Annotated in this window: 23 protein-coding genes; 6 read left to right on the plus strand and 17 right to left on the minus strand. The window is 61.9% G+C overall.

What is annotated here, in order from left to right; genetic code table 11:
• The 7 genes from ACR9ZH_RS13445 to ACR9ZH_RS13475 form a co-directional block, all read right to left on the minus strand.
• The coding region (locus ACR9ZH_RS13445; RefSeq protein WP_481291263.1) for a hypothetical protein at window positions 1-861 on the minus strand (861 nt) is incomplete at its 3' end.
• A gap of 241 nt (window positions 862-1,102) precedes the next feature.
• Complete coding sequence (locus tag ACR9ZH_RS13450) at window positions 1,103-1,540, minus strand: cupin domain-containing protein (protein WP_481291264.1); 438 nt, start codon at window positions 1,538-1,540, stop codon at window positions 1,103-1,105.
• Window positions 1,541-1,598: 58 nt separating this feature from the next.
• Window positions 1,599-2,909, minus strand: a complete 1,311-nt coding sequence (locus tag ACR9ZH_RS13455) for a c-type cytochrome (RefSeq protein WP_481291265.1) — start codon at window positions 2,907-2,909, stop codon at window positions 1,599-1,601.
• A gap of 41 nt (window positions 2,910-2,950) precedes the next feature.
• On the minus strand, window positions 2,951-4,657 hold the full coding sequence (locus tag ACR9ZH_RS13460; protein WP_481291266.1) for a GMC family oxidoreductase: 1,707 nt from the start codon (window positions 4,655-4,657) through the stop codon (window positions 2,951-2,953).
• A 65-nt stretch (window positions 4,658-4,722) separates the two neighbouring features.
• A complete protein-coding gene (locus tag ACR9ZH_RS13465; RefSeq protein ID WP_481291267.1) occupies window positions 4,723-5,502 on the minus strand; it encodes a gluconate 2-dehydrogenase subunit 3 family protein in 780 nt (259 codons plus the stop codon).
• 228 nt (window positions 5,503-5,730) lie between these two features.
• Window positions 5,731-6,513 carry an isocitrate lyase/PEP mutase family protein gene (locus ACR9ZH_RS13470; protein WP_481291268.1) on the minus strand — a complete coding sequence of 261 codons (783 nt, stop codon included), beginning with the start codon at window positions 6,511-6,513 and terminating at the stop codon, window positions 5,731-5,733.
• 10 nt (window positions 6,514-6,523) lie between these two features.
• Window positions 6,524-7,543, minus strand: a complete 1,020-nt coding sequence (locus ACR9ZH_RS13475) for a saccharopine dehydrogenase family protein (protein WP_481291301.1) — start codon at window positions 7,541-7,543, stop codon at window positions 6,524-6,526.
• A 106-nt stretch (window positions 7,544-7,649) separates the two neighbouring features.
• On the opposite strand from ACR9ZH_RS13475, the gene ACR9ZH_RS13480 reads away from it, so the two are divergent.
• The 3 genes from ACR9ZH_RS13480 (at window position 7,650) to ACR9ZH_RS13490 (ending at window position 11,248) form a co-directional block, all read left to right on the plus strand.
• Entirely contained in the window at window positions 7,650-8,270 is a 621-nt protein-coding gene (locus ACR9ZH_RS13480; protein ID WP_481291269.1) for a TetR/AcrR family transcriptional regulator, read from the plus strand.
• A 1,574-nt stretch (window positions 8,271-9,844) separates the two neighbouring features.
• Window positions 9,845-10,474 (plus strand): hypothetical protein, encoded by a 630-nt coding sequence (locus tag ACR9ZH_RS13485; RefSeq protein WP_481291270.1) that lies wholly within the window; start codon window positions 9,845-9,847, stop codon window positions 10,472-10,474.
• 147 nt (window positions 10,475-10,621) lie between these two features.
• Window positions 10,622-11,248, plus strand: coding sequence for a hypothetical protein (locus ACR9ZH_RS13490; protein ID WP_481291271.1), 627 nt, complete (start codon window positions 10,622-10,624; stop codon window positions 11,246-11,248).
• A 362-nt stretch (window positions 11,249-11,610) separates the two neighbouring features.
• Here the strand turns inward: ACR9ZH_RS13490 and ACR9ZH_RS13495 are convergent, their stop codons facing one another.
• The 6 genes from ACR9ZH_RS13495 to ACR9ZH_RS13520 all read right to left on the minus strand — a co-directional run bounded on the left by ACR9ZH_RS13495 (window position 11,611) and on the right by ACR9ZH_RS13520 (window position 17,348).
• Window positions 11,611-12,108 carry a hypothetical protein gene (locus ACR9ZH_RS13495; RefSeq protein WP_481291272.1) on the minus strand — a complete coding sequence of 166 codons (498 nt, stop codon included), beginning with the start codon at window positions 12,106-12,108 and terminating at the stop codon, window positions 11,611-11,613.
• 111 nt (window positions 12,109-12,219) lie between these two features.
• A complete protein-coding gene (locus ACR9ZH_RS13500) occupies window positions 12,220-12,837 on the minus strand; it encodes a hypothetical protein (protein WP_481291273.1) in 618 nt (205 codons plus the stop codon).
• 133 nt (window positions 12,838-12,970) lie between these two features.
• A complete protein-coding gene (locus ACR9ZH_RS13505; protein ID WP_481291274.1) occupies window positions 12,971-14,512 on the minus strand; it encodes an FAD-dependent oxidoreductase in 1,542 nt (513 codons plus the stop codon).
• A gap of 242 nt (window positions 14,513-14,754) precedes the next feature.
• Window positions 14,755-15,726, minus strand: coding sequence for an alpha/beta hydrolase (locus ACR9ZH_RS13510; protein ID WP_481291275.1), 972 nt, complete (start codon window positions 15,724-15,726; stop codon window positions 14,755-14,757).
• 49 nt (window positions 15,727-15,775) lie between these two features.
• The gene (locus ACR9ZH_RS13515; RefSeq protein ID WP_481291276.1) at window positions 15,776-16,765 is read right to left on the minus strand and encodes an SDR family NAD(P)-dependent oxidoreductase; all 990 of its coding nucleotides are present in this window, start codon (window positions 16,763-16,765) and stop codon (window positions 15,776-15,778) included.
• A gap of 52 nt (window positions 16,766-16,817) precedes the next feature.
• Window positions 16,818-17,348, minus strand: coding sequence for a hypothetical protein (locus ACR9ZH_RS13520; protein ID WP_481291277.1), 531 nt, complete (start codon window positions 17,346-17,348; stop codon window positions 16,818-16,820).
• Between the two features lie 127 nt (window positions 17,349-17,475).
• Between ACR9ZH_RS13520 and ACR9ZH_RS13525 the strand changes: the two genes are divergently transcribed.
• On the plus strand, window positions 17,476-18,069 hold the full coding sequence (locus ACR9ZH_RS13525; RefSeq protein WP_481291278.1) for a TetR/AcrR family transcriptional regulator: 594 nt from the start codon (window positions 17,476-17,478) through the stop codon (window positions 18,067-18,069).
• Between the two features lie 182 nt (window positions 18,070-18,251).
• Here the strand turns inward: ACR9ZH_RS13525 and ACR9ZH_RS13530 are convergent, their stop codons facing one another.
• A complete protein-coding gene (locus tag ACR9ZH_RS13530; RefSeq protein WP_481291279.1) occupies window positions 18,252-18,479 on the minus strand; it encodes a pyridoxal-phosphate dependent enzyme in 228 nt (75 codons plus the stop codon).
• On the minus strand, window positions 18,469-19,869 hold the full coding sequence (locus ACR9ZH_RS13535; protein ID WP_481291280.1) for an aminotransferase-like domain-containing protein: 1,401 nt from the start codon (window positions 19,867-19,869) through the stop codon (window positions 18,469-18,471). The genes ACR9ZH_RS13530 and ACR9ZH_RS13535 overlap by 11 nt, the downstream gene beginning before the upstream one ends.
• A 178-nt stretch (window positions 19,870-20,047) precedes the next feature.
• On the opposite strand from ACR9ZH_RS13535, the gene ACR9ZH_RS13540 reads away from it, so the two are divergent.
• Window positions 20,048-20,470: a hypothetical protein gene (locus ACR9ZH_RS13540; protein ID WP_481291281.1), complete on the plus strand. Its 423-nt coding sequence runs from the start codon at window positions 20,048-20,050 to the stop codon at window positions 20,468-20,470.
• A gap of 29 nt (window positions 20,471-20,499) precedes the next feature.
• Window positions 20,500-21,366 carry an alpha/beta hydrolase gene (locus ACR9ZH_RS13545; RefSeq protein WP_481291282.1) on the plus strand — a complete coding sequence of 289 codons (867 nt, stop codon included), beginning with the start codon at window positions 20,500-20,502 and terminating at the stop codon, window positions 21,364-21,366.
• 269 nt (window positions 21,367-21,635) lie between these two features.
• Here ACR9ZH_RS13545 and ACR9ZH_RS13550 read toward each other — a convergent pair whose 3' ends face one another.
• On the minus strand, window positions 21,636-22,037 hold the full coding sequence (locus tag ACR9ZH_RS13550; protein ID WP_481291302.1) for an energy transducer TonB: 402 nt from the start codon (window positions 22,035-22,037) through the stop codon (window positions 21,636-21,638).
• A gap of 536 nt (window positions 22,038-22,573) precedes the next feature.
• The gene (locus ACR9ZH_RS13555) at window positions 22,574-23,494 is read right to left on the minus strand and encodes an alpha/beta hydrolase (protein ID WP_481291283.1); all 921 of its coding nucleotides are present in this window, start codon (window positions 23,492-23,494) and stop codon (window positions 22,574-22,576) included.
• Window positions 23,495-23,514: the final 20 nt, after the last annotated feature.

Below are 23,514 nucleotides of genomic sequence, written 5' to 3' on the forward strand. Positions count from 1 at the left end.
GAGCGCGACGTAGTTGGCCAGACCTTCCGTATACCAGTCACCTTCGACGTCTTCCTTTTCCAGGTAGCGTGCAAGGCTGTGCACCATTTCGTGGGCGACTACATAATGCAGTTTGGTCGTATCGGGGTCGTCCCCCGGCGGCACGTAGAGCATGAAGGAGTGTTCGGCCGCGCGGCCGCTGGCGTTCGTGCCACCGGGAAACGAGCGGATCATGAAACGGTAGGGCTGGCCGTCCAGCTTGAACGCCTTCAGTTCGGCGGCATAAGCCGCGGCAGCCCAACCGCCGGCCGCCTGCAGCTGCCGTTCCGGAACGCCGAGCCCATACACCTCGAGCCCCGTGTCCTTCGCCTGCCCAGCCGGCCGGTACGACTTTACGTGTCCCACCAGGAACAGTGTGCCGGTGAACTCGTCTGCGGTGAAGGTACCCGTGTAATCGCCTTCCCCATACGAGGTCACCGCCATAGCGCCCGCAGGCAACTCCCAGTGCACGCGAGTAGCGAACGGGACCGTCGTCTCCGGTAAGGCGAAGATGCTGATGTAGCCTCCCGACACGCCGCCGGCTGCTGCCTGCAAGTCATACTGCGGACCACGTTTCAACGCTTTGCCAGGTGCCACAGGCATGCGGTACGACACGTGCACGGTGCCAACCACGGGACGCGTCGTCGTCCATGTTTCGAATGTTCGTGGCCCTTGCTTTCGACGAACGGCTGCGCCGACCGGCAGGGCGCCACGATCGTCAGTGAGCGCGAGATCCGTGACCTTGTCCGTGCTGCGCTCGAGGCCGGGCTCGAGTGTGTCGAGAGCGAGGGTCATCGGCGTAGCGCTCGCGGCGACAGGCTTGTACGTGTAACGGATGGCCATGCCGTCGGCATGTCCAGTCTCTTGCTGGGTCATAGCCAGTGTGACGTCTAATTGTGCGGGGCGAGCCACAGCGCCCGGGGCGGCTGTGGCGGGCAGGGCGGCCAGACTGGCCAAAATCGTGAGGTAGGGGAGGGAGTTGGGATGGGAAGAGCGCATGCCTGTGGCGACCTGGGAAATCGCCATTCTACTAGTAGGTAGCGCATTAGGCCACGAACTTCGTTCAAAGCGGCTTTGCGTCGAGTTAGGGCTGCGACGCAGGCGTCGCCATGGGCTTCCCTTTGTCCACCACCCAGGTCGAAACCTCGCTGCCGCCCTCATCGCCGGGGCCGGCCAAGAGTTCGTGCACCATGCCGTTGGGATTGAAGAAATGATCGCCGGCATGCAGGGTGCGGTCGGGTTGGCCCTTCTGTTTCAGGATCAAGGTCCCGCTGAGCACGTAGCCGGCTTCGTCGCCCGGGTGGGTGTGCCAGGACACTACGGCGCCGGGTGGCATTTTCACCGTGCCGAGCACCAGCTGCTTGCCCGGCACGCCGGCGACGTCCCGGGTTTCAAGTAGTGCGCGGATGGGCGCCCCTTGTGCGCTGGACGGTGCCGGCGCAGTGGCTTGTGCCAAGGCAAACAACGGCATCGCCGGAGTGAAGGCGATGGCGGCAAGGACGATCGAACGGAAGCGTTTCATGGCTTGCTCCATGCCGGCGAGGGCATCCGGCGAATGATGTCACGGGGAGGGGCGGCCATCATGGCTGGTCGCCTGAGTTGTCGGTAAGCCGCACGTTGACCAGATCGAGTTTCTTGCGCAGCTTGGCCACCTGATCCGCCTTCACCGGCGATGCCCGGTTACCCCAGCTATTGCGCAGATAAGTCGTCACGTCCGCTACCTGCTGGTCGGTAAGCTTCCAGGCGAAGCTGGGCATCGTAAGTGGCGAGGGACGGGTTGGCGATGGCCCAACGCGCATGCCGGCCAGGATGATATGCAGCACGCCGGTGGGGTCGTTCTGCTGGACCACGGCGTTGTTTCCCAGCGGCGGGAAGAAGGTCTTCTGGCCAACGGCGTTCTCAAGGTGGCAGGCGGTGCATGCGTCGGAGAATATCGCCGCGCCGCGCTTCATAGCCGCCCCATCGGCGGGCGCGATGTCGACATCCGGACTCGCGGGCAGCGATTTGAGGTACACCGCAATGGCGTGGCGGTCTTCATCGGTGATCAACGAGGTGGAATAGGTCACCACGTCACCCATTGGGCCGCCGGCAGACGAACGCTCGTTACGACCGGTCTTCAGGTACTCGGTGATGTCGTCCACGCTCCAGCGTCCAAGCCCGGTGCGCTGGTTCCCGGTGAGGTCCGGGGCAACGAAGGCATCGAGCACGCCACCCTCGAAATCATGCCCCTTCTTGTCGGCGCCCAGCATGTTGCGCGCGGTGTGGCACGCACTGCAGTGCCCGGCGCCGCGCACAAGGGCCTCGCCTCGGCTCCAGTCGGGCGGTGCGCCGGCCGGGGCTTGCGACTTCGGTGCGTCGTGCAAGGAAAGTACGTTCCAGAACGACACCATGAAACGGATATTCATGGGGAACACAAGATCGTTTTCCGGAGGCTCATAAGCCACCGGCTTCGTCGTCTTGAGGTAGGCAAGCAGCGCGTCGTCATCGGCGCGATCCAGGTTGCGAAACCACGGGTAAGGGAAGGCCGGATACAGGTGCTGACCACGCCCGCCGATGCCGTCGTGCATGGCTTTGTAGAACTGGTCCGGCGTCCAGTTGCCGATGCCGTTGGTGGGATCGGAGGTGATGTTCGAGGAGTAGATCACGCCAAAGGGCGTATTCAGGCCCAACCCTCCTGCGAATGGCTCGCCACCCGCGCGCAGGTGGCATGACAGGCAATCGCCCATGCGCACCAGGTACTGCCCGCGCCGCAGCTGTTCGGCGTTGGGTCCGTCGGGGATGGGTTGGGTGATGATCTTGGCGGCCGCGGCCGAAGTAACGGGTCCTGACGGCAGCGCAGCGGCACGGCTGAGGTTCCACAGCATGAACGCACCGCCGACGATGCCCAGCACGATCAGTACCAGTACGATACGGATAAGGGTTCGCATGACATCTACGCCTGTACCAGGGGGCCAGGATCCTTCAGGTATTGCTGCACGATCGCCTGCGCCGAGTGGTACGCCAGCGCGGCCACGGTGCCCGTGGGGTTGTAGCCTGCGTTCTGTGGAAAAGCCCCCGCGCCCATCGAGAACACATTGTGCACGTCCCAGCTTTGCAGGTATTTGTTCACCACGCTGTTGGCTGGGCTATCGCCCATGATCGCTCCGCCCGTGTTGTGCGTGGTCTGGTAGGGCACCACGCTCCACGAACCGGTGCGCCGATTCAGCTTGATCTCGCGCGGGTTCATGGCCCTGGCGATTTCCGCGGCCCGATCGGTAAGGTAGTCGGACATCTTGTGTTCGTTGTCGGTGAAATCGAAGGTCATGCGCAACATCGGCCGGCCATGGATGTCGCGGTAGGTCGGATCCAGGTCCAGGTAGTTGCCCCGATGGCTCATGCACGAGCCATGCACGCTAAGGTTGAAGGAGCGCAGGTAATTCTTGGCCGCTGCGTGCTTCCAGGCCTTGCCCCACGCAGGCGTGCCCTGTGGGGTGTAGATCATCTCGATGGGGCGGCCGCCGGTGATCATGCCGGCGATATAGGCGCCGCCGATGAAACCCAACCCCGAATGATCGAAGTTGTCGCCGTTGAAATCATCCACCACCGTGGCCAGCGCACCGGCACCGATGAAGGGATTGATCAGCTTGTCGTCGAAGAACACATTCACCGACGACATCGTTTGGTAGGCATAATTCTTGCCCACGACGCCCTGGCCGGTGACCGGATCGTACGGTGTGCCGATGCCCGACAGCAGCAGTAGACGCACGTTCTGCAGGATGTACGACGACAGGATCACGATGTCCGCGGGCTGGAAGAACTCCTCGCCGGCACTATTCACGTACGTAACGCCGGTGGCTCGCTTCTTGTCCGGCGACAGTTCCACTTTCAGCACCTCGCTCTCCGTGCGCAGGGTGAAGTTGGGTTTGGCCATGAGGTAGGGCAGCAGGGTGGTCTGCGGGCTGGCCTTGGAATAATTGCCGCAGCCGAACTTCTCGCAGAAGCCGCAGTAGGTACACGCACCCAGCTGTGCACCGAAATTGTTCACGTAAGGCTGGCTGAGGTTACCCGTGGGGTGGGGGAATGGATGTCGTCCGAGTTCGGCCGCTGCCTTGCCGAACAACGTCGGCCCGTACGTCTGGGGCATCGGCGGAGTGGGATATTCCGCGGAGCGGGGGCCTTCGAACGGGTTGCCGCCCGGCTGGATCTGGCCATTGAGGTTGCCGGCCTTGCCGCTCGTACCGCAGAGCACGTCGAACGTGTTGTAGTGCGGTTCGAGGTCCTCGTACGTCACGCCCCAATCCTGCACGGTGAGGTCGTAGTCGGTGACGGACTTCTTGCCGTAGCGCTGCTCGTTGTGGCTCTTGGTCAAGAAGTCCGATGGCAGGAATCGCCAGATCTGCCCGTTCCAGTGCACTCCGCCACTGCCCACGCCCGTTCCCAGCAGGAACGAACCCAAGTGGCGCATCGGCAGTGCCGTCTGGCTGGTGTTGTTGCGAATGGTGAGCGTGTCGTCGGCCACGTTCTGAAACAAGTGGTGGCGCCACATGTAGCGCAACTCATCCTGCGCGAAGCCGGTGGCGAAATCGGTGGGAGTGTCGCGCCACGGCCCGCGTTCGAGCGCGAGCACTTCAAGCCCGGCATCGGCCAGTTGCTGACCCATGATGGCGCCTGTCCAACCGAATCCGACGATTACCGCATCAACCGGTTTGAGGGTAGTTACCATGCTCAGGTCTCCGAATTCCAGCCAGGACGGCCCTTGAAGCTCACGGGCGGGAAGGGCACCGGCTCGCCATGGCGACTGACCCATTCACGGTAGTCGTAGTGCGCGCCGGGAAAGCCGATCATCTTCCAGGCGCCCATGTCCTTGTTGCCGCCGTAGATGGGATCGGAGAAATATCCTTCCTTGGTGTTCTGCAGCAGCATGGTGAAGAAGGTCTTGGCGTCGACACCGTCTTCCAGTTGCACCTTGCCCGCTTCCATGTCCTTGAGCAGCGCGTCCCGCTCGTCGTCGGACAACCTGGCGAAGTCCGCGCCGTTATGGTTGGCATGCGTGTATTTGTTGATGGCGCCGATTGCCGCGCGATACATCTGCGCAGGCGAAAACCGGCTCTGGTAACCCTGCTCGGGCGCACCCTTGGCCCATGGGCCGCCGAGGTAATAGTGATCGCCACGGCCGAAGGGCCCTGCCAGCTGCCGGTCGATGAAGAACGGTACGTTGGCTTCGACGGCGCCGGGTCCCACTTCGTCGTTGGGGATCAAGCGGCTGACGGCGGCCTCGATAAATTCGCGCTCAGCCGGCGTGAAGAACTTGAAGTCGGTGCCGGAAACACCCGGCGGCGCATCGGCCAGACCTTCCTGCCATGGCACGCCTCCCTGGTAAGTCCTGGGCGGCGCACCTAACTCGCCATCATGAATCTTGGCCCCCAGGGCGCTGGCAACACCGGCAGTGGCGGCAACGGCACTTCCCAAGAGGAATTGCCTGCGGTCGAGCTTGGGCTTGTCCATCGAGCATTCTCCGGAAGTCGCGCGCCCCTGCAAGCGGGAACAACACGAGTGTCGCGGTGATGCGTGGCCTGGGGCTTGTATGAACCTGCCGTGGATACATTCCTTCTACCGAAGGGTGAAAGCAGACTCTCGGTGTCCGGATGTCCTCAATGATGTCGCGAACGACACGATCGAGGTATGCCACTGGAGTGCTTGCCGCCGCACTCGCCGAAGGATGGACGATGAGAGTTATGCAGCTTGGGGTAATCTGGAGCGGTCATAAAAGTCTTGCGCTGCGGCGCGCACCGCTTCGCTCGTCGCGAGGTAGGGGCCGGGCCCCTGACTGACCCGCGCGACCCCAGCGTCGGCCAAAGCACGTAATTCCGGAAGGCCGTTGCCAACCATCACATTCACCGGCAGATCGATGCTCCCGCACAGCGCCGCAATCGCCCGACCGTCGACCAGACCTGGAACGAAGAATCCAGAGGCACCCGCTCGTGCGTAGGCGGCCGCGCGTGCTTGCGCTTCGTGCAATCCCTCCATCGGCGCAAGGCCCGGGTCCAGGAACAGGTCCGTTCGCGCATTGATGAAGAGCGCGATTCCACGGGCAACTGCCATGGCACGAAGGGCGGCGATGCGCGCACACTGGGCCTGGATTTCATGCAGCCCGGTGCCGGACACGATGCGATCCTCGAAATTGATACCGACCACGCCACCGTCAAGAAGGCGTGCAACGTTCGCTGCGCAGGTCTGCGGATCGTCGCTATAGCCGCCTTCGATATCGACCGTCACGGGCACGTCGACCGTGGCGGCGATGCGCGCGGAGATTTGTTCCACGAGCGTCAACGGAATCGACTCTCCGTCGTCATAGCCCTGCGTCGCGGCGAGGGCCCAACTGCTCGTTGCGATGGCTGCGGCACCTGCCTGGGCAATGGCCTTGGCGCTGCCGGCATCCCAGGCATTGTACAGCTGCAGAGGATTCCCTCTGACGTGGAGGGAAGCCAGGCGGTGGGCGAGTTCGTTCTGTTGCATTGGGGTTCCCCTATCGGAAGTTCGAGAGCGAAGAAGTGGGGCGCTGGAATTCGAGCGCGATGAGAGCGGGACGGAGAGCAACCAAAAAGTCGTTGGCATCAAACGCTTGACCCAACGTAAGCGCACCGGTGCGGTCGAACGACGAAGCGCGAATACGCGCTGCCGCCTCAACTACCAGGGGAGCCGAAACGGCGTAGATGTCTTGGCCACGGGCAACGGCTCTTCCGGTGCCGGCCGCGCCAACGGCGACAACCTGCATCTCGAACTGCTGCGCGGAGCGTCCCTGCGGGTCGACAGGCAACGGTGCAGGGGTATCTTCATTACGCAGGTCGCTCAGCGCATTAGTCCCGAGATAACTGCGAATCCTTCGCGCGGGCAAATGACGAGAAAGCGTGATGATCTCGCTGAGGGGCACCTCGACCACCGGCTGCGTTCCGTGAGGGGCTCCAAAAGTCCATGCGATGCTGGAGGGCGGAAGATTGATGGGCACGAGTCGACCCTCTTCAACGGCCACGCGCGGCACCTGGTTGCGTTCGCCGGTTTTGCGGGTGCCCTCAGTAGGCCACCAGTGGTCGAGCGCGACCGCGGTAACGATCTCGTCCACGGTGTTTTTGCCTATCAGCGCGGTGGCGAGCAAATCCGCAAGCCCGCCATAGAAACCGGCTGCGGGGATGACGACCACGCCGGCTTCTGAAGCCGCACCGTCGAACGTATCCAGCGTGGACTGGGCACTGGCCTGTTCGGCAGTGACGTCCAGATAGGAACACCCAGCACGCAGCGCGGCACTCACCACCGGCTCGGCTGAGTCCAGGAACGGTCCGGCGCAATTGATGACCACGGCGCATCCGGCAAAGGCACGGTCGAGCGCCGCCGGATCGTCGAGTACGGCCACACGTCCAGGGAAGCCAGGCGGAAATCGGGTAGGGTCCCGGCCAACAGCGATGACCGGAATCGACCGGCGACGCAGCTCTGCAACGACGAACCTACCGGTGTGGCCGCCTGCACCATAGACCGCGACGGCAGTCTGCATATCACTCACTTAAAGCTCCCTTGCTCCCGATGCTACAGACCGGTCTGTTCGCTAAGCTACGGACGGGTCTGTATCATGTCAACTGAAATTTTTTGGATTTCTTTCCATGGTCACCAGACAACCCGCCGAAGCCGACCGCAGATCCCGCGCTAATCCACCGCAGGACCTGCGAGAGCACATCCTCCAAACCGCCTCGACACTCTTTTACACACAGGGCGTGCGTGCGGTGGGCGTCGACCTGGTCATCCGCGAAGCCGGCGTGGCCAAGACCAGCCTGTATCGTTATTTCCCAACGAAAGACGACCTGATCGTGGCCTTCCTCGAGCGCGAGGACGTGGACTTCTGGTCAGCGTGGGAAGCAGATGCCCGGAAGCACGCCAGCGATCCGATGAGCGAACTGGAAGCACACATCCGCCGGATAGGAAAGCAACTCGAACGCGAGAACTATCGCGGTTGCCCCCAGATCAACGTCGCGGCGGAGTTCGCCGATCCGGATCATTCGGCTCGCCTCGTAGCCAGAGCGCACATGCGGGCGCTACGCAACGTCATGGATGCATTGGCGCACCGGCTGGCGGTGGCAAATCCGCAGCAACTCGGCGGACAACTCGCTTTGCTGATCAACGGCGCGTTCGTAAGCGCCGGCGTGCTCAAGCCAGAGGAGGCCACCGACGTGTTGCTGGCTTCTGCTCGTGCCTTGTGTGGGGCAGCCGGAGTTCCTAAGGCCTGAAGGGCACGGCCGAGATGGCTGCACGGATGCTGGTGATGCTGATTCGTTATTTTACATAATATACATTATGCGCGCGTATACACACATACGCGCGCCGCCGGCCGTCGGTGTCGGGTGTCGGGACCCACTTAATTTTGCGGTCAATTTCCGTATGCGCGCGATTCTCCACCCCACGCAAATGCTCCGCTTGAAGGCGTCGTTCCTCGGAAAATCGATTTCCCATGTCTGCAGTTGCTGAACGTGGGCCCTGAGTTCGTCTTGCAGACTGTTAGCGCGTGCCTCGGCAGCGTCAAGCGAGGTCGTGGCTCAAGTCAGCTGCAAGCGCAGTTCAGCGGCGACACCCGTCAGATCCTCCAGACGCTGCTCGGCGATGAGACGCGCTTGGTTCGCCTGGGACGCAGCGGCGAGCCCATCTTCAAGGAGGCGTGACTGGAGAGCCTCGGCATCGTCGGCCAGTGCGGCTCGGGCGTTCGCTATAGAGGCTCATTCCGATGCCATTTCACTCTCTATATGGCTCCGCGAGGCCGACGCGGCACTCGCCCGCTTTGCCGCTAGCCGACTGCCAGTCTTCTCCACCAGCTGTCAAGGTACCGAGTCACCGTATTGGGCACTAACCGTCCACAGCAAAGCCAGCTCCCTATTCCCATATGAGCCGTTTCGGCAAGAAATGCATCTGAGAGATTCGCTAGTCACGGTTCGCGCACCTAGGGCGGCGCAACACACGGGCGGAAATTCGCAGCAGCACTGCGCAAAAGCGTTGCGTGTCCCACCAGCCCTGCGCAACAGACAGGTTGTAGTCGGGGCTGCAACAGAAAAACGCTGCAAGTGCGTTCTGGAAGCCTTGGATTGCGAAGGAATCGCTACGCAACACCATCCGAAATTACCAAGAATACGATTATGCACATACGTGCGCCCGCGTGGTGGCGCCTAATTACAGGGCGTTCCGCAACGAGCCGTCAATGACCGTTACTACACCAATCAGCCATCCCCGGAATCGCCCGGACCACAATGTCGGTCATGCTATCGATCCCGATACCGACATCAGCTCCAAGGCCAATCACGAACTCGCATGCGTAACCGGACAGCTCTGTGTTCGTAACTAGCGCACACCAAACAAGCCGATCTAAGGCCTTTTCAACCGGACCAATGGTCTTGTCGTGCGGCGTTCTATCCATGTGCTGGGCAAACTCGTCGAGACAAGCCGCATGATCGCCGTCGTCTCCATGGAGAAACTTTGACGCAACCTAGAGTGCCCTCCGCTGCCGACTGTCTACTGTGATACCAGAGGCTTTACAAAAGGCCAGTGCAATGTACGGTACGGTCCGCATGTCAGGCGGAGATCTCTTTAGAGCGAGAAATCTCTCGACGAGAGATGCAAGTTCCTCTGGCGAGCTTGGACGACAGTGGGCGAAATTCATAACGACACCTTAGAGCGGCTGAACGATCTTTACTCCGAGTTTATCAGCGGTGAACTGGCAGCTCGAGCATGGCGGCGCGGTGCCCGATGTGCACGGAGGAAACGGTCAATCGCTCTGGTACGCTACTCGATAGCCATAATGCGGCGTGGTAAGACTATGGACGCCAGAACCGCAAGGGAAATTTTTGGCCGGGGACTCTCCACTCTTGCCCTTCCGCAGCAGAGGGCTGTCGCCGCAGCCGCTATTGAGCGGATGAGCCCTGTATACGACGCCTGGATCGGCGCGTCTCCGGGGCAGCCGGACGCCGCAACGATTTGCGATGCGGTTTGGAACTTGGTTGATCACGAGGTAATTCCTGAGGTACTTCGCGACCTCGGCCGCTACTACCCAGATCCAGAGAGCACGGTGACTCTCAGATCCGCGTTCGCCGAAAATTTCCTCGAGGCTGTGGACCTCTTCCTTCTTTCGTTCGGCGAAGATGCATTGGAGCGCTTGGTTGATGTGCTCCAGGCGGCGTGCGACCTGGCAGACCACGCGGCTGGTGAATTCCTCATTCCGTACAGCGATCCATCTTTCCACGGTTTGGTGAGCCCCGATATCCAGCGTGAGATCAACAACCACGAATGGGTGGAATCCGAACTGCAAAGGCAAATGCGCGACCTCGAGAACGCACGCCTTTCGGATGACCTGCCGGGCCTAGTCGCAACTCTGCGCATGAAAGCAGCTGATGAACCCATTCTCTCGGAGCAGACTATCGGTATGGTAGAAGAGAGGCAGCGCGAATAGCAGACCGGGTGTCGAGGGTTTCGCGTGAGTCTTGGGCGACCCTTGTGTGGATTTTCGATATCGGTACATTTGCACGATGTATCGGAACGAGATTACTCAGCGATATGGGAGCTCATCGATACACACAACGCAACTTCGCGACAGCCAATGAGCATGCAATTCGATGAAGAGCACGACAAGGCGAACCTCGCGCGACTTGATCCCGCGAAGCGGATTGCGGTTGCCGCGGCTGCGTTAGACCGGATGCGTGTGGGCTATGCCGTCTGGGCGTCCCAGGCCGGCGGCCGCGCCTCGAGCGAAGATCTTCTGCGTTGCGTATGGGATTTTGTCGTTGAAGCTAAACCGCTTCCTCCCATGGATGAGGTCGAGGGGCTGTATCCCTCAACGGATGGCCCCGTCACGTTAGAGTCCCCGTACGCTGAATCGTTCCTCGAAGCACTGCAGTTGCTCGTAGACTTCGCCCGGAGCCGGGATGAAAGACGCTTGGTCGAGATCCGACAGGCCGCATACAACATGGCTTTCGACGCCGCAGGCGATGCGACCCTTCGATACAACGCCCCTGACTACGATGGGCGCATGACCCCGGAACGGGAGCAACGCGTCTCGTTTCACCCTTGGGTGTCTCGTGAACTGGAGAAGCAGTTGCTTGATCTCCAAGATGGGGCCACAGATGACTCGCTGAGCGCGGTCGTTGCCCGCTTGCGCGCGCGCGCTGAGGCGGCACCCGTAGTGTCGTATGACGACCTCGAAGCGATCCGCGCGTTTCAGGCCTAGGCGAAGCCGTTACGCCGACTGCACCTGTCCGAAACCATAGTGCCACAGGCTTGCTTCCAACCGCAGAAACTCACTGAATTGGTCTGCTCTCGCCAGGGCTCACACAATTGCTTTGCGGCATGTCCAACTAATATAGTGAGTTGACGGCGCTGAAATACGTTAAATCAATCGGTTACGACACAATTGACCTCACAAATTCCGTTACACGGACTCCCGTGAAGTCCGACCTGCGTCTTTCGCTTAGCCACGGCATCCGGTAGACGCACGAGCTACTGGCGGCGCTAACGTGGAATGTTGCATCAGCTGGTGCATAACGACCATTGTGGCTCAACGGCCCTGGCTGGCCGTGCGCTACTTGGTCACTACTTAATGAAAGTCGCCAGGCGCTCAGGTTCGGGGAAATCCACCCACGTCATCTCTCGCAAGCTCGTATTAGATGTCCGGAGGATCATGTCGATATCGTCAGCCATCGACCGCGACGCGCCTACGACTGTGACGTCAAACTCAGCAAGGATGGCAATCGTCTGGGACTCGTTGTATGCAACCCATTCAGGAGATTCCCGAGCCGGATTGTCAGGTAACGCGAGAAAGGCGTCCCAGTCGAAGGAAAACGAGACGGCGAACTCTGGAGGCGCCCCCTCCGCAGCGTAGCCACAAATCCACCAGCGCGAATCTTCCGCCGCCGTTTGCAAGGTTTCCCAGAGGAATCGGGGCATCGCGTGCCAATCATACTTGTCGCGGTCAAGGACGGCCCCGCGCCAGCCGTCTTTCACAAATCCACTTCTGTCCTCGGCCGCCTCATCTTCAAGAAAGAATGACCGACGGGCTTGCTCCATTCCCATTGGCACTTGAATACTCATTCTAATGAACCTCCCTGAGGTCCAGGAGTCGACGGAGGCTGAGGCGGCTTTGGATAGCGCACCTGCCTATCACGTCACCGACGCGCCGATGGCCGGATCCTCCAATAGAAATCATTGCTTCTCCGCCGGCAGTTCCTTGCAGCTATTGAGATCCCGCCGCGCAAAGTCGAGCCAATTTCGACGGACGTGGGTCACCATAAGCACGTCGGGAGCCGTCCGCACGACGCCTGGGTCAGTCAGCTTATGCGAGACTATCCACATGTCGTCATCATGCGCAAAAACGCCATCGATGACTGTGTAGTGGTCCGTTTTCCAAGCACCAGGGTCGGCCTGCGGTGTTACCGGGGTAGCGATCTTGGCCAATGCAGAACGCACGGCAGCCAGTGATTCATCGGACCTGATCACCAGGAAAGTGTATGAAATCACGGTCGCCTCGCTGTCTAGGATCTCAACCATCGATCCGACCGCTGGCTGACCTTCGACAGAGCAAAGGCCATTCGGCGGCATGGCGAACTGCACGAAGCTGGACGCCTGATAAGTGCACTTTGCGAGAAAAGGGTTCTGCGGCTTCCGATCGGTGCGAAAGGATGGCATCTCACTTAGTTTGGCAACGAGCGCGTCCGGAGCTATCTTAAGAGACAAGGCCAAAGGACATTGGTCTACTGCGAGTGCACCGCTGGTCGCCAGCATACCGACGGCCGCCGTCATGGAAAGAAGTAAAGCGCGCATGTTTCCCCTGGATACGTCGAGAGTCCTTCTCCCGTACGGCGTATCTTCGCGATTTGCCGGATGCCTCGCAAGAGATCAATAGGCAGCCGAGAGCAATCCGAGCCCGCTGCTTGCAGTACGGATACAAAGCGCGCTACGCGGGTTCACCAAACCACCGCAACGCCATCCGAGCCGCTTCCTCAGGGTCAAAACCCCCTTCCCCGGCCCATGCAACGATGCCGTCGGGACGCACAAGCACCGACTGCAGGCCAAGGCTTTCCTCGACCTCGCCCGCAAGATACATGACCCGATCGTTCCAGCGGCTAGCGAGGTCCCGGCACGGCGCACGAGCATCGAAATCCAGCCACAGCCCCTTCCCTTGCGCGAGCAAGGTACCGGCCCTCACGCCGTTGGACATCACGAAGTCAGGAACGCTACGTCCGACCAATGGATGATCAACGCCGAGATCATGGCAGAGATCAACGCCCCACACGCGCCCCGCGAAGTAAGTCGCACCGTCTCGCGTGTCGACAAGCTGGCGGATTATGGCTTCGAGCGCACGCGAACCTGGGTTTGGTCGCATGAGCACGACCTGGGCGCGTGACCAGTCCAGAACCTGCTTTCCTATCTGATGTTGCTCGACCGAATAGCTATCGAGCAGACCGGCAGGCGCGTCCTCGCGATGCGTGGCAGCGAGCTTCCACCCGAGATTCATTGCGTCGCCGAGCCCGAGATTGAGCCCTTGACCGCCTAAGGGCGAATGAATGTGCGCGGCGTCGCCGGCGAGCAGGACCCGCCCTTTGCGATACGTCGTTGCCTGGTACGCCCGATCGGTCCAGGTGGTCGCGAGCTGCAAGGCGTTCAACGTCACGTCCGTTTGGGAAACGCGACGCAGCACCGCCTGCACATGCTCGAGCGTGACTGGCTGCGTGCGGTGAAAGGCGCCGCCATCGAATTCCACCATGGCAATGACACCGGGCCTGGCGTAGGTGTACATGCCCGTCGGCGTGTATGTGCGGCCCGGCTGCAATGCATCCGGATCTTCCATCTCGACTTCGACCGAATAGCCGGTGAACTCCGGGGCCGTGCCCACGAAGTCGAAGCCACCCACATTGCGCACCTTGCTGCGGCCGCCATCGCATCCGACGAGCCAGCGGCCTTGGAAGGTTCCGGATCCAGTGTGGACAATGACTTCCTCCTCCGTCTGGACAAATCCCGCCACGGCAACGCCGCGGAGGATATCGACGCCTAAGGCGCTTGCGCGGGTCGCAAGCACGGCTTCGAAGGCCTCCATTTCCACCATCAGGCCGGTGCCCGCGGGGCTCGGCAGGCGGTAAGGCCAACGTGAGCTGTCGATCTGCTCGTCGAAGAACGGGATGCCGGCAAAATGACCTGCGGGGCGTTTTGTCCCCTGCATCCAGTGAGCTGCCGTCGGGATGGCTCCGGAAACCTCGCTCGACGGCTGCGCGTCTCTGACGGCGTCCAGCAACCCGCGCCGGTAAAGCGCGTCGAGGGTGGGCGCCCATAGGCCCCGCCTGCCGAACGGGAATCGCTTGAAAGGCGAGCGTGGATCCGCGGCCTGCTCCAGCACAACGACCGACAGGCCGAAAAGCCTGAGTTCGCAGGCGAGAAACAATCCGACGGGACCGGCGCCGGCAATAACGACATCGTGGGATTTCGGATAGCGGCTATGCATGAACGACTCCTGTGTCGACTCGATGTTCGACCGGAGCGTTCCTCGGTACCAGAACCCCCACGGACGAATGAAGGGACGCGCATGGCGTCCGATATCCGTCGCGGGGATCTCAGGCACGAAGCCAAAGACCAGAGCTTTCGTTACCGAAAGGACTTGGGCTTACCAAACCAAGTCTGCCTTTTCCGACACGGGCACGTTAGCACGGCTATTACGCCGATCCAAGAAGGCGCCCGACGATCTTCTCAGAGCGCAGTCCAGTTCCCGAGAACGAACCGGCGCACTTCTTCCTCGAGGTCGCGATCTTCCGGCGTTCCTCCTCCGAATCCCCCATGTGGCATGGCCTCGAAGACATGCAACTCGGCGGCCACGCCTGCCTTCCGCAGCGCCCGATGCATTCGGACCGTGTTCGAGAGGAACAGGTCACGGGTGCCTGTTTGTAACAACGTGGGCGGAAGGCCTTGTAAATCGCCAAAAAGCGGGGACAGGTACGGATCAGTGAGATCACGGCCGTCGGCATATAACAGGTTGTTCGGCCCCGGTGATCGAGGCAGCACGACATCGATCATCTGGTTGGTCTGGAAACTGTCGCCCGACTCGGTGAGGTCGACCTGGGGTGACAGGAGGACCAGGGAAGCCGGCATCGGCAGACCTTCGTCGCGTGCCCTCAGCAGCATGGCCGCAGCAAGATTGCCCCCAGCCGACCTGCCGCACACGGCAACCCGGGATGGCGCGTGGCGCTCCAGGACGAGCCGATAGGCAGCGATGCAGTCGTCCAGGGCGGCGGGAAAGGGGTGCTCGGGCGGCATCCGGTAGTCCACGCCGTAGCAGCGAACGCCGTGCCGGTCGGCCTGCCGGCAAGCGCCAACCCTGCACGCTTCGCCACCGCCAAACACGAAGGCTCCGCCGTGAAGATCGATGACAGCGTGATGCTCATCGTATGGGGCGTCCGGTGTCGCAACGTGGACCGTCGCATCGCCCACGTGCACTGTCGTGACGGTGGCATGGATGCTTCCCGCAAGGGCCTTCATCGCGCCGGCATATTGCGCATCGGCCGCGGCTTTCATGCTCATCCAGGCCGCATGATCGTCAGGAGACGGCATGACGTAGCTTGCGTACAGGGGCGTCCCGTCATCGGCGACGAGACGCTCGAGGGCCGCCCGTGCCTCCGCGCTGATGGACTCGGGAAAGGCTATCGCCCGCTGGGGAATTTTCATGCTTCGGGTTCGCGTCATCAACGTGCATCCGCCGCGTGGTCGGGCGGCATTATCGAGATGAGCGACTGGGCAGGCACCCGAGTCCGATCAGCGTTTCCTCCACTGCCTCGTCCCATGGCGTGTGCGGTTCCTGGCCAAGGATCTCCAGGAGCTTCTCGTTGGACATGCGAACAGGCGTCTTCCAGAGGTAGCGAAGCTCCAGGAATTCGCGAACGGTGGGAGCGAACGGTGCGATGAAGGGCATGATTCCCCATGGGAACGCCTTGATGACGGGAGGTCTGCCGTATCTGGCGACCACTCGCTGGATCGATGCCGCCATCTTCGTGCCGTCGTCATCCCAATGGCCTTGGGTATGCACGTCGCAGAACGGCGGCAAGTCACCTTGCCGTTCCAGTAGTGCAACCATCGTTCGCGCCACGTCCGGAAGGTAGGCCCACTGGTGCCCCACCCCGGGCCGCGTAGGCGAGCGTACCACTCTCACGGGTTTGCCAGGGGTGATGAGCGCCTGCGAGAACCAGCTGCTGCCTGGCCGCGGGCCAAAGAAGTCCCCTGCCCTCACGACAATGGCCCTCGCGCCGCGCGAGGTGGCATCACGCAGCCTGTTCTCCAGTTCGACGCGAATGGCGCCCTTGCGCGTGACCGGGTGTTGTGGAGCACCTTCACGCAACAGCGGAAACGCATCGGGCCCGAAGTTATATACCGTTCCCGGCAACAACACCGTCGCGCCTTGCGAGACCGCCGCGGCAAGCGTGTTGTCGATCATGGGGATGACTTGTTCGGCCCAGTGCCGGTAGCCAGGCGGATTGACCGCGTGCACGATCGTCGAGCAGCCGTCGGCAGCCTGGTTCACGTCGGCGCTCTTCATGGCGTCGCCAGCGAGCCAGGTGATGCCGTCCACGACCTTGCCGGAGTTCTCCCTGCGACGCGTGAGCGCCCGTACCTGCCATCCTTCCGCCACCAGCCGACGAGCGACTTCGCCGCCGATGCCGCCTGTCGCACCCAGAACGAGTGCCGTCCTGTTCCGTACTTCGATCGTCATGAGATGTCCTGGTTGGCTGGTCGACGCAGGGAGGCGGTCGACCACTGCCGGATTATGCCCGGGCAGTGCGGAAGCTCAGGCGCAGTGCGGCAAGGAGGAAGTACAGGCCGCCGAACGCGGCGTACGGCGCCAGCCCGGCGATGCTCGGTTCGTGAGTGAAGGACTGAACCGTCATGAATATGCCCGCAGCCGCGGATTGCGCCCCGCTGAGCATCATGAACACCTGCCCGCCGAGCTTGCGGCGACGGATGCCCACCCACAGCTGGAACAGTCCTGCCAGCAACGCCCAGATCCCGAAGACCAGGATGCCGCCTGCCGTCCCGTAGATGATGAGGGTAGCCACCAGCACGACCGTGGTCGCCGTGCTGGTTACGGCGTTCATGCGTTGACCGGGGTTCGCGTGCAAGCCGCCGGAGCGTCGGGCGTCGAGGACATTTGCCACGGCGTCCCAGGCCGGATAGAGCACCAGCAGGGTGGCGCTCAGGGCGAACGGCAGATGGAGTTGGGCGAAAAGCACGACCAGGGCCGCCCATCCGAAAGAGACGGCGGCACGAAGGTAATAGTAGCTCGTCAGGGAATTCATCGGTTTGTCCTCTAGTGGAGCTCATAACCTACTAGTAGGTAGGCTATCCTGTCAAGGACTGTTTAGCCACGGCATTTTGAGGGGTAGCCATTTGAAAACTGCACCTACCTAATGGTAGGCTTACGGCATGAGCACCCGTGAAAAGCTTCTTGATTCCGCCCGTTACCTGATCCAGACCCGCGGCTACAGCGGCTTCAGCTACGCGGACGTCGCGGCACAGGTCGAGGTCCGCAAGGCATCCATCCACCATCATTTCCCCGCCAAGTCGGATCTGGCCCGCGCAGTGGTCGAACAGTCGCGCGGCATGATCCGCGACCAGATACGGAAGATGGAGAGCGAGGCGTTCGATCCGCTGCTGCAGTTGCAGTCGTACACCGGGTATTGGGAGAAGTGCATCGCCGATGCCTCTGCGCCGTTTTGCGTCGCAGGCATGCTTGCCAGCGAACTCGATACCCTGCCCGGCGACCTTGCCGAGAGTGTGCGCGAGCACTTCCGCGACCTGTCTTGCTGGCTGGAAACGGTGCTCACGGCCGGCGCGCAACGCGGTGTCTTCCGATTGAAGGGCGCCGCCAGCGCCGAGGCCGAGTCGTTCATGTCCACCGTGTACGGTGCGATGATCCTCGCCCGCGCCTACGGCCAGCCGCAGAAGTTCACTCAGGTCGTAGAGGGGGCCTTGCGGCGTCTGCTCAATCCGGACGCTGCGGCGGCTCCGTCGCACTGATCGCAGCGCGAGAGCCCATAGCGTTCAGATCGAGTCGCTAAAGTCCCTTCGAAAAGCCCCGAACTCGCATAGCGATCGCCGGCATCCGGCAAGATCGTCACGATGGCGTTTACCGGGGATACGATGCTGCCCCGCCCTACCCCCGGAGCAGTATCCCTTGACGGTGGCTGCCACCGCCAGGCCTATACCTGTGTTGCCGGCAGTCGCTTCAATAAGCGTGGCACCCGGAAGATGCGCCCACTAGCCTCGGCGTCCTCAATCATCGCCAGAGCGGCGCGGTCCTTCACACTGCCTCCCGGATTGAGCATTTCCATCTTTGCAAGCAAGTGCCCGGAAAGCCCGTCGGCAAGCCTCGCCAACCTGACGAGCGGTGTCCACCCGATAGTCTGCGTTACATCGTCATAAATCATCCAAACCTTCCATGACCTTGCCGAGCACGTCGAATAGGCGCCTGTCGGTACACTGGGCGACGTTGAAACGCAGATAGCGGCCCGAGGTCTGCGTGGGACTGAAAGCATTACCCGCCGCAAGCATCATCCCGTGGTCGAGTGCGCGCATCGCGACCTCGGCGGAGTCGAGTTCGCCCGGTAATCGGGCCCATAGGAACATGCCAGCCTCTGGCCGCTTCCACAGCGTGAAGCCCAGCCGCTCCAGGTGTTCCGCCGCGAAACCCATCGCATGGGCAAGGCGCGGACGCAGCGCATCGAGATGGCGTCGATAGCTGCCGTTCACGAGAAGACGATGAATGGTCTGCGATGCCATTTCGTCCGCACCGAAACTGGTGACCAGCGACAGGTTGGTCAGCCCGTCGATCCAGTCCGCACGCGTCGCGACGAAACCGCAACGAACCGCTCCGCCCAGGGTCTTCGAAAAGCTCCCCACCAGCACGACGCGCTCGAAACGATCCAGTGACGCAAGCCCGGGTGAAGGATGCGCTTCAAGGTCGGCGGAAATGCCGTCGTCCACGATGATGAGGTCGTGCGCTTCGGCGAGTTTCAGCAGGCGATGGGCCGAAGCCGCGCTCAGACTGATCCCCGTGGGGTTGTGCAGCACCGAGGTCGTCAGGTAGAGCTTCGGGTGATATTCCACGCACGCCGCCGCGAAACGGTCGAGATCGGGCCCGTCAGGCTCGTACGGGACACTGACGAACCGTATGCCCTGTGCTTCCAGCAACGCGCGAAAGTTGAAGTAACCCGGATCGTCGACGAGTACAGTGTCGCCGGGTTGCAGGAGAAACCGGCACACGATGTCGATCGAGTGCGTCGCCGAATCGGTGATGAGCAGGTGGTCGGGGTCGGCTCCGATGTCGCGTTCGTTGAGCCGCCGTGCCAGTTGTTCCCGCAGCGGTGGAAAGCCTTGCGGCAAGCCGTAGGCAGTGAGGTTGGCGTTCTCTTGACTGATCACACTGCGGAACACGCGCCGCAACATATCGGTGGGAAGCCAATCCTCAGGCAACCAGCCACAACCTGGCTGCCATACGTCATGGCGTGAGGCCAGCGCCTGGCGCATGAGCCATAAAGGATCGATTGCGCCATCGCGACGGATGCGTTCATGCGCAAGGTGGAGCGATCGTGGACGGGACGTGGCGAAAAAACCGGAGCCCTGCCTCGCTTCCACTTCGCCCTCGGCAAGCAGGCGATCATACGCTTCCACAATCGTCGACTTGGAAACTTTCTGCTGCTCCGCGAGGCTTCGGATCGAAGGGAGCCGGGCACCGGGCGCGACAGCGATCCGTTGGCGGATGGCCGCCATCGCCACCTCGGTACGCGTGACTCGCTTGTTACCGTCGAGTGTACGCATCGCATCTCACCGGTACGACCTTAACGAAGTGTACCTATTTTCCAGCCTCGAAGTGTGTCCATTCCGTACTGGAACTCCGGCCAGTACAGTTTCCCCACGCATGCTCGAAGTGTCTCTATATGTGGGGTTTGACAGGCGGAAAATAGGACCTGCCGAGTGAGACCTGCAGAGAAACGCCATGACTTCCATACCGCAGCAGCTTCTTATCTGGGGCACGGTGCTGTTCCTCCTCAGCCTCCTCGTTGGCATAGTCATACCTGCCCTGCCTAACCCGCGCATGGGCGTGTCTGTGCATACCACCGGATTGGAGAGCGGACTGGCGCTATGGGCGCTTGGCCTGATGTGGCAGCACGTCACGCTGCCGGTCGGCGCGCAGCGCATGACGCAGGTACTTGCCATCGCGGGGCTCTACACCATCTTCGTCAGCATGCTCCTCGCCGCGTTGTGGGGCGCCAGCCGCTCCCTGCCTATCGCAGGTGCCGGCCACCAAGCCAGCCCGCCGCGTGAAGCCGTGGTCACGGCGTTGATCGCGGGTGGTTCGCTCGCCATCACCGTCGCCACGTGCCTTGTGCTTTGGGGCCTCTGCGCATCTAAGCCCTGACGCCATCGCCGTCTTATCCGAGAGTTCCCGTGAAGACAAAACGCCACCCGCTCTACCGGCGATTGCTGGGCCTGTGCACGCATAACATGAGCCACCTGCTGCCGACGATCACCGCACGTGCGCTGGCGAAACGATTCCTCACGCCGGACCCGCGTGGCAAGCGGCGTGCCGCCGAGGCATTGGCCATGGTTCCCTCCGTGAGGCGAAGTGAAGTGAACGTCGAAGGCGACAGGCTCGTCACCTACCAGTGGGGCGATCCGGCAACCGAACCGTACGTGCTGCTCAGCCATGGATGGTCCAGCTACGCCCTGCGCTTCGCGGCCTGGATACCGCGGCTGCGTGCGCTAGGTTATGCGGTCGTCGGTTTCGACCAGCGTGCGCACGGCATGAGCGAGGGACGCATCAGCTCGTTACCGGACTTCGTGCTCACTCTGCGCACCATTGGGCGCCGCTTCGGACGACCCAACGCGTTTATTGGACACTCGATGGGCGCGTCGTCCATCGTGTTCGCCGAGGAGCCTGCCTGGTGTCCCGAGCGGTTCGTGCTCATCGCGCCAATGTTCTCTGCCGAGGAGAGCGTACGACTGGGCTTCGTTGCGATGAATTTCTCGCCGCGGGTGTTCGAGCCCTTCGAAGACTGGTTCCAGGACTACACCGGCGAGCGCTTCGCCAACTTCCATGCCGAACGCCGCATCCCGCACATCGACCGCCCGGCGCTGATTATTCACGACCGGTTGGACCGGATGACGCCATGGGAACACGGCCGGCTTTACGCGAGCCTGTGGCCGCATGCGCAGATGATGAGCACGGAAGGACTCGGCCACAACCGCTTGTTGGATCACCCGTCGGTGATCGACGCGGCCATTGACTTCGTCGCGGGCTCGGTGCTCGCCTGACTCGGCCACCGCCAGGTCCTCAGAACGCGACGGAAGCCCTCCTCAGTACCGGATCATTCCGATTGCCCAGAAGTATGCAGGTGATGCCCTCGGTTGCAGTGGGACGCAACTTCTTAAACAGTCCGGTCGGTCGAAGGCCGATCCTGCGTAGAGGGCACCTTGCGGCGCCTGCTTAATCCGGACACCGTGGCGGCTCCGTCGCACTGATCATTCGGCGCGGACGATGCGTTGGCCGCGTCCGGTGTGGCAGAGCACCCAGACGCGAATCGTCATAGCGGTGAAGAGACCTTGAGTCCGTCGTGTACGAAGGTGATGGGCACAAGTAGCCACGGATTGGCGGAAGACCGTCGCGGCAGTTCACCCCGCTTGAATGACCACGACTGCGCTGCGTCAAGTGCTGCCCTGTCCAGTTCGGCATGACCGCTGCTGGTTTTGACCTCGGCGTCCTCGACCTTCCCATTCGGAGCCACGGTCAGCCGAAGCACGACGGTCCCCTCCTCCCCACGCGCGGCAGCCGCGGCAGGATACACCGGCTCGCGACGCAATGCCTGATCGACCGCCGGCGGGGCATGCGTTGGCGCTGGGGCCGCCACGCTGGGTAGTTCCGGCATGGCGGTCGCAACGATGGCCAGACTCAAAAGGTACTTTCGAGCGTTTGTTGGCAGAGTCATATCAATCACGAGTGGTCCCGGGTTGGCGCAAGCCGAAGCGCTTCGCACGAGGTGCGATTGAGCGCGTCATCCAACGAGAACATATAGGCGTGCCACGCCTTTTTTTCGTCCGCGAACAGTTGCACGTGAACGAGATGCTTCCGGACGGCGCCTTCAGACGGGAGTCTGGCGGTCACGAATCCGCAAGCCTCCCCGCTTTCAGGGCTCGCGTCCGACACCAGGAAGTCCGACAGGCTTGAGGCCGTGACTCCGGGAAGATCGGCTTGGAGGCCTCGTGCTATCACCGCAACTTCGGAAGGCGTAGCCGGGTGCACCACTTGTGCGGGAGCGGTTGAGCCGCTTCCTTGAGCCATCACCATCAGCAAAGCACTCATCATCTTCACCGGAAATCCTCATCTAAGCATCGCGCCCGACCGTCATGCGGCGGAATTGATTCAATTCAACCACCATCTATAGCACTCGTCCATCGGCAGATTGTCCCCGGTCGGCGCTCCACAGTTCGGCTGTAGACAGCTGCAGACCTGAACACGCACCGCTCAGTGCTTGATAACACCGATGGTCCGCATCCAGCTGCCGGCCAACGCAGGCCAATCGCCAATCGGTGAGTTCGTCTTCCGCAGTCCGAATGCGTGGCCACCGTGCGCGTACAGATGCATCTCCGCCGGCACATGCGCCTTGGCCAGTGCGGCGTAGTAGGCCAGCGACTGATGCACGCCGTCCGTGTAGTCGTCTTCAGCTTGTACCAAAAAGGACGGTGGGGTCTCCGCGGTCACCGGCAGATTCGGATTGAACTTATCATCCTTGGTCGCGAGATGGCCGGGATAAACCAGGATGGCGAAGTCCGGCCGGGCACTTTCCTTATCGGCGTCGTCCACGGGTGCATACAGTTTCTGATGGAAGGTCGTGCTGACTTCCGCGACGAGGAAACCGCCCGCCGAAAAGCCCAGCACGCCTATCCTGTGAGGGTCGACATGCCATTGGGCCGCCCGGAGGCGCGTCAGACGGATCGCTCTTTGCGCGTCCTGCAGGGATGGCGTCGATAAGGCGAGATTGTGCGGCCGGCAGTCGCACTCCGGTACGTACGGCAGACTCGGCACGCGATATTTCAGCAGCACGCAGGTGATGCCCTGTGAGGTCAGCCAGTCGCACGCCTCGGTTCCTTCGAGGTCCATCGCGAGGAGCTCGAAGCCGCCACCGGGAAACACCACCACGGCAGTGCCCGTGTTGATTCCCTTGGGTTCGTAGACGGTCATCGTCGGCTGCGACACATTGCTCACGCTGACCACGGCTTTTCCGCCGATCAGCTTGGTGCTTGTCCTGGTGTATTCAGGCCCCGGCATCGGCCTGGCGCCCGGTGGTTTACCCTGCCACAGGGGCATCTGGGTCTGGCCTGACGTGGGCTGCCAGGCCATGGCGCCGGCTGCCACGAGACACAGGGCAATAATCCATATTTTCATGGCGATCCTCAGGCCAGGAA

It is taken from the genome of Luteibacter sp. SVR4-7G (assembly GCF_056755555.1).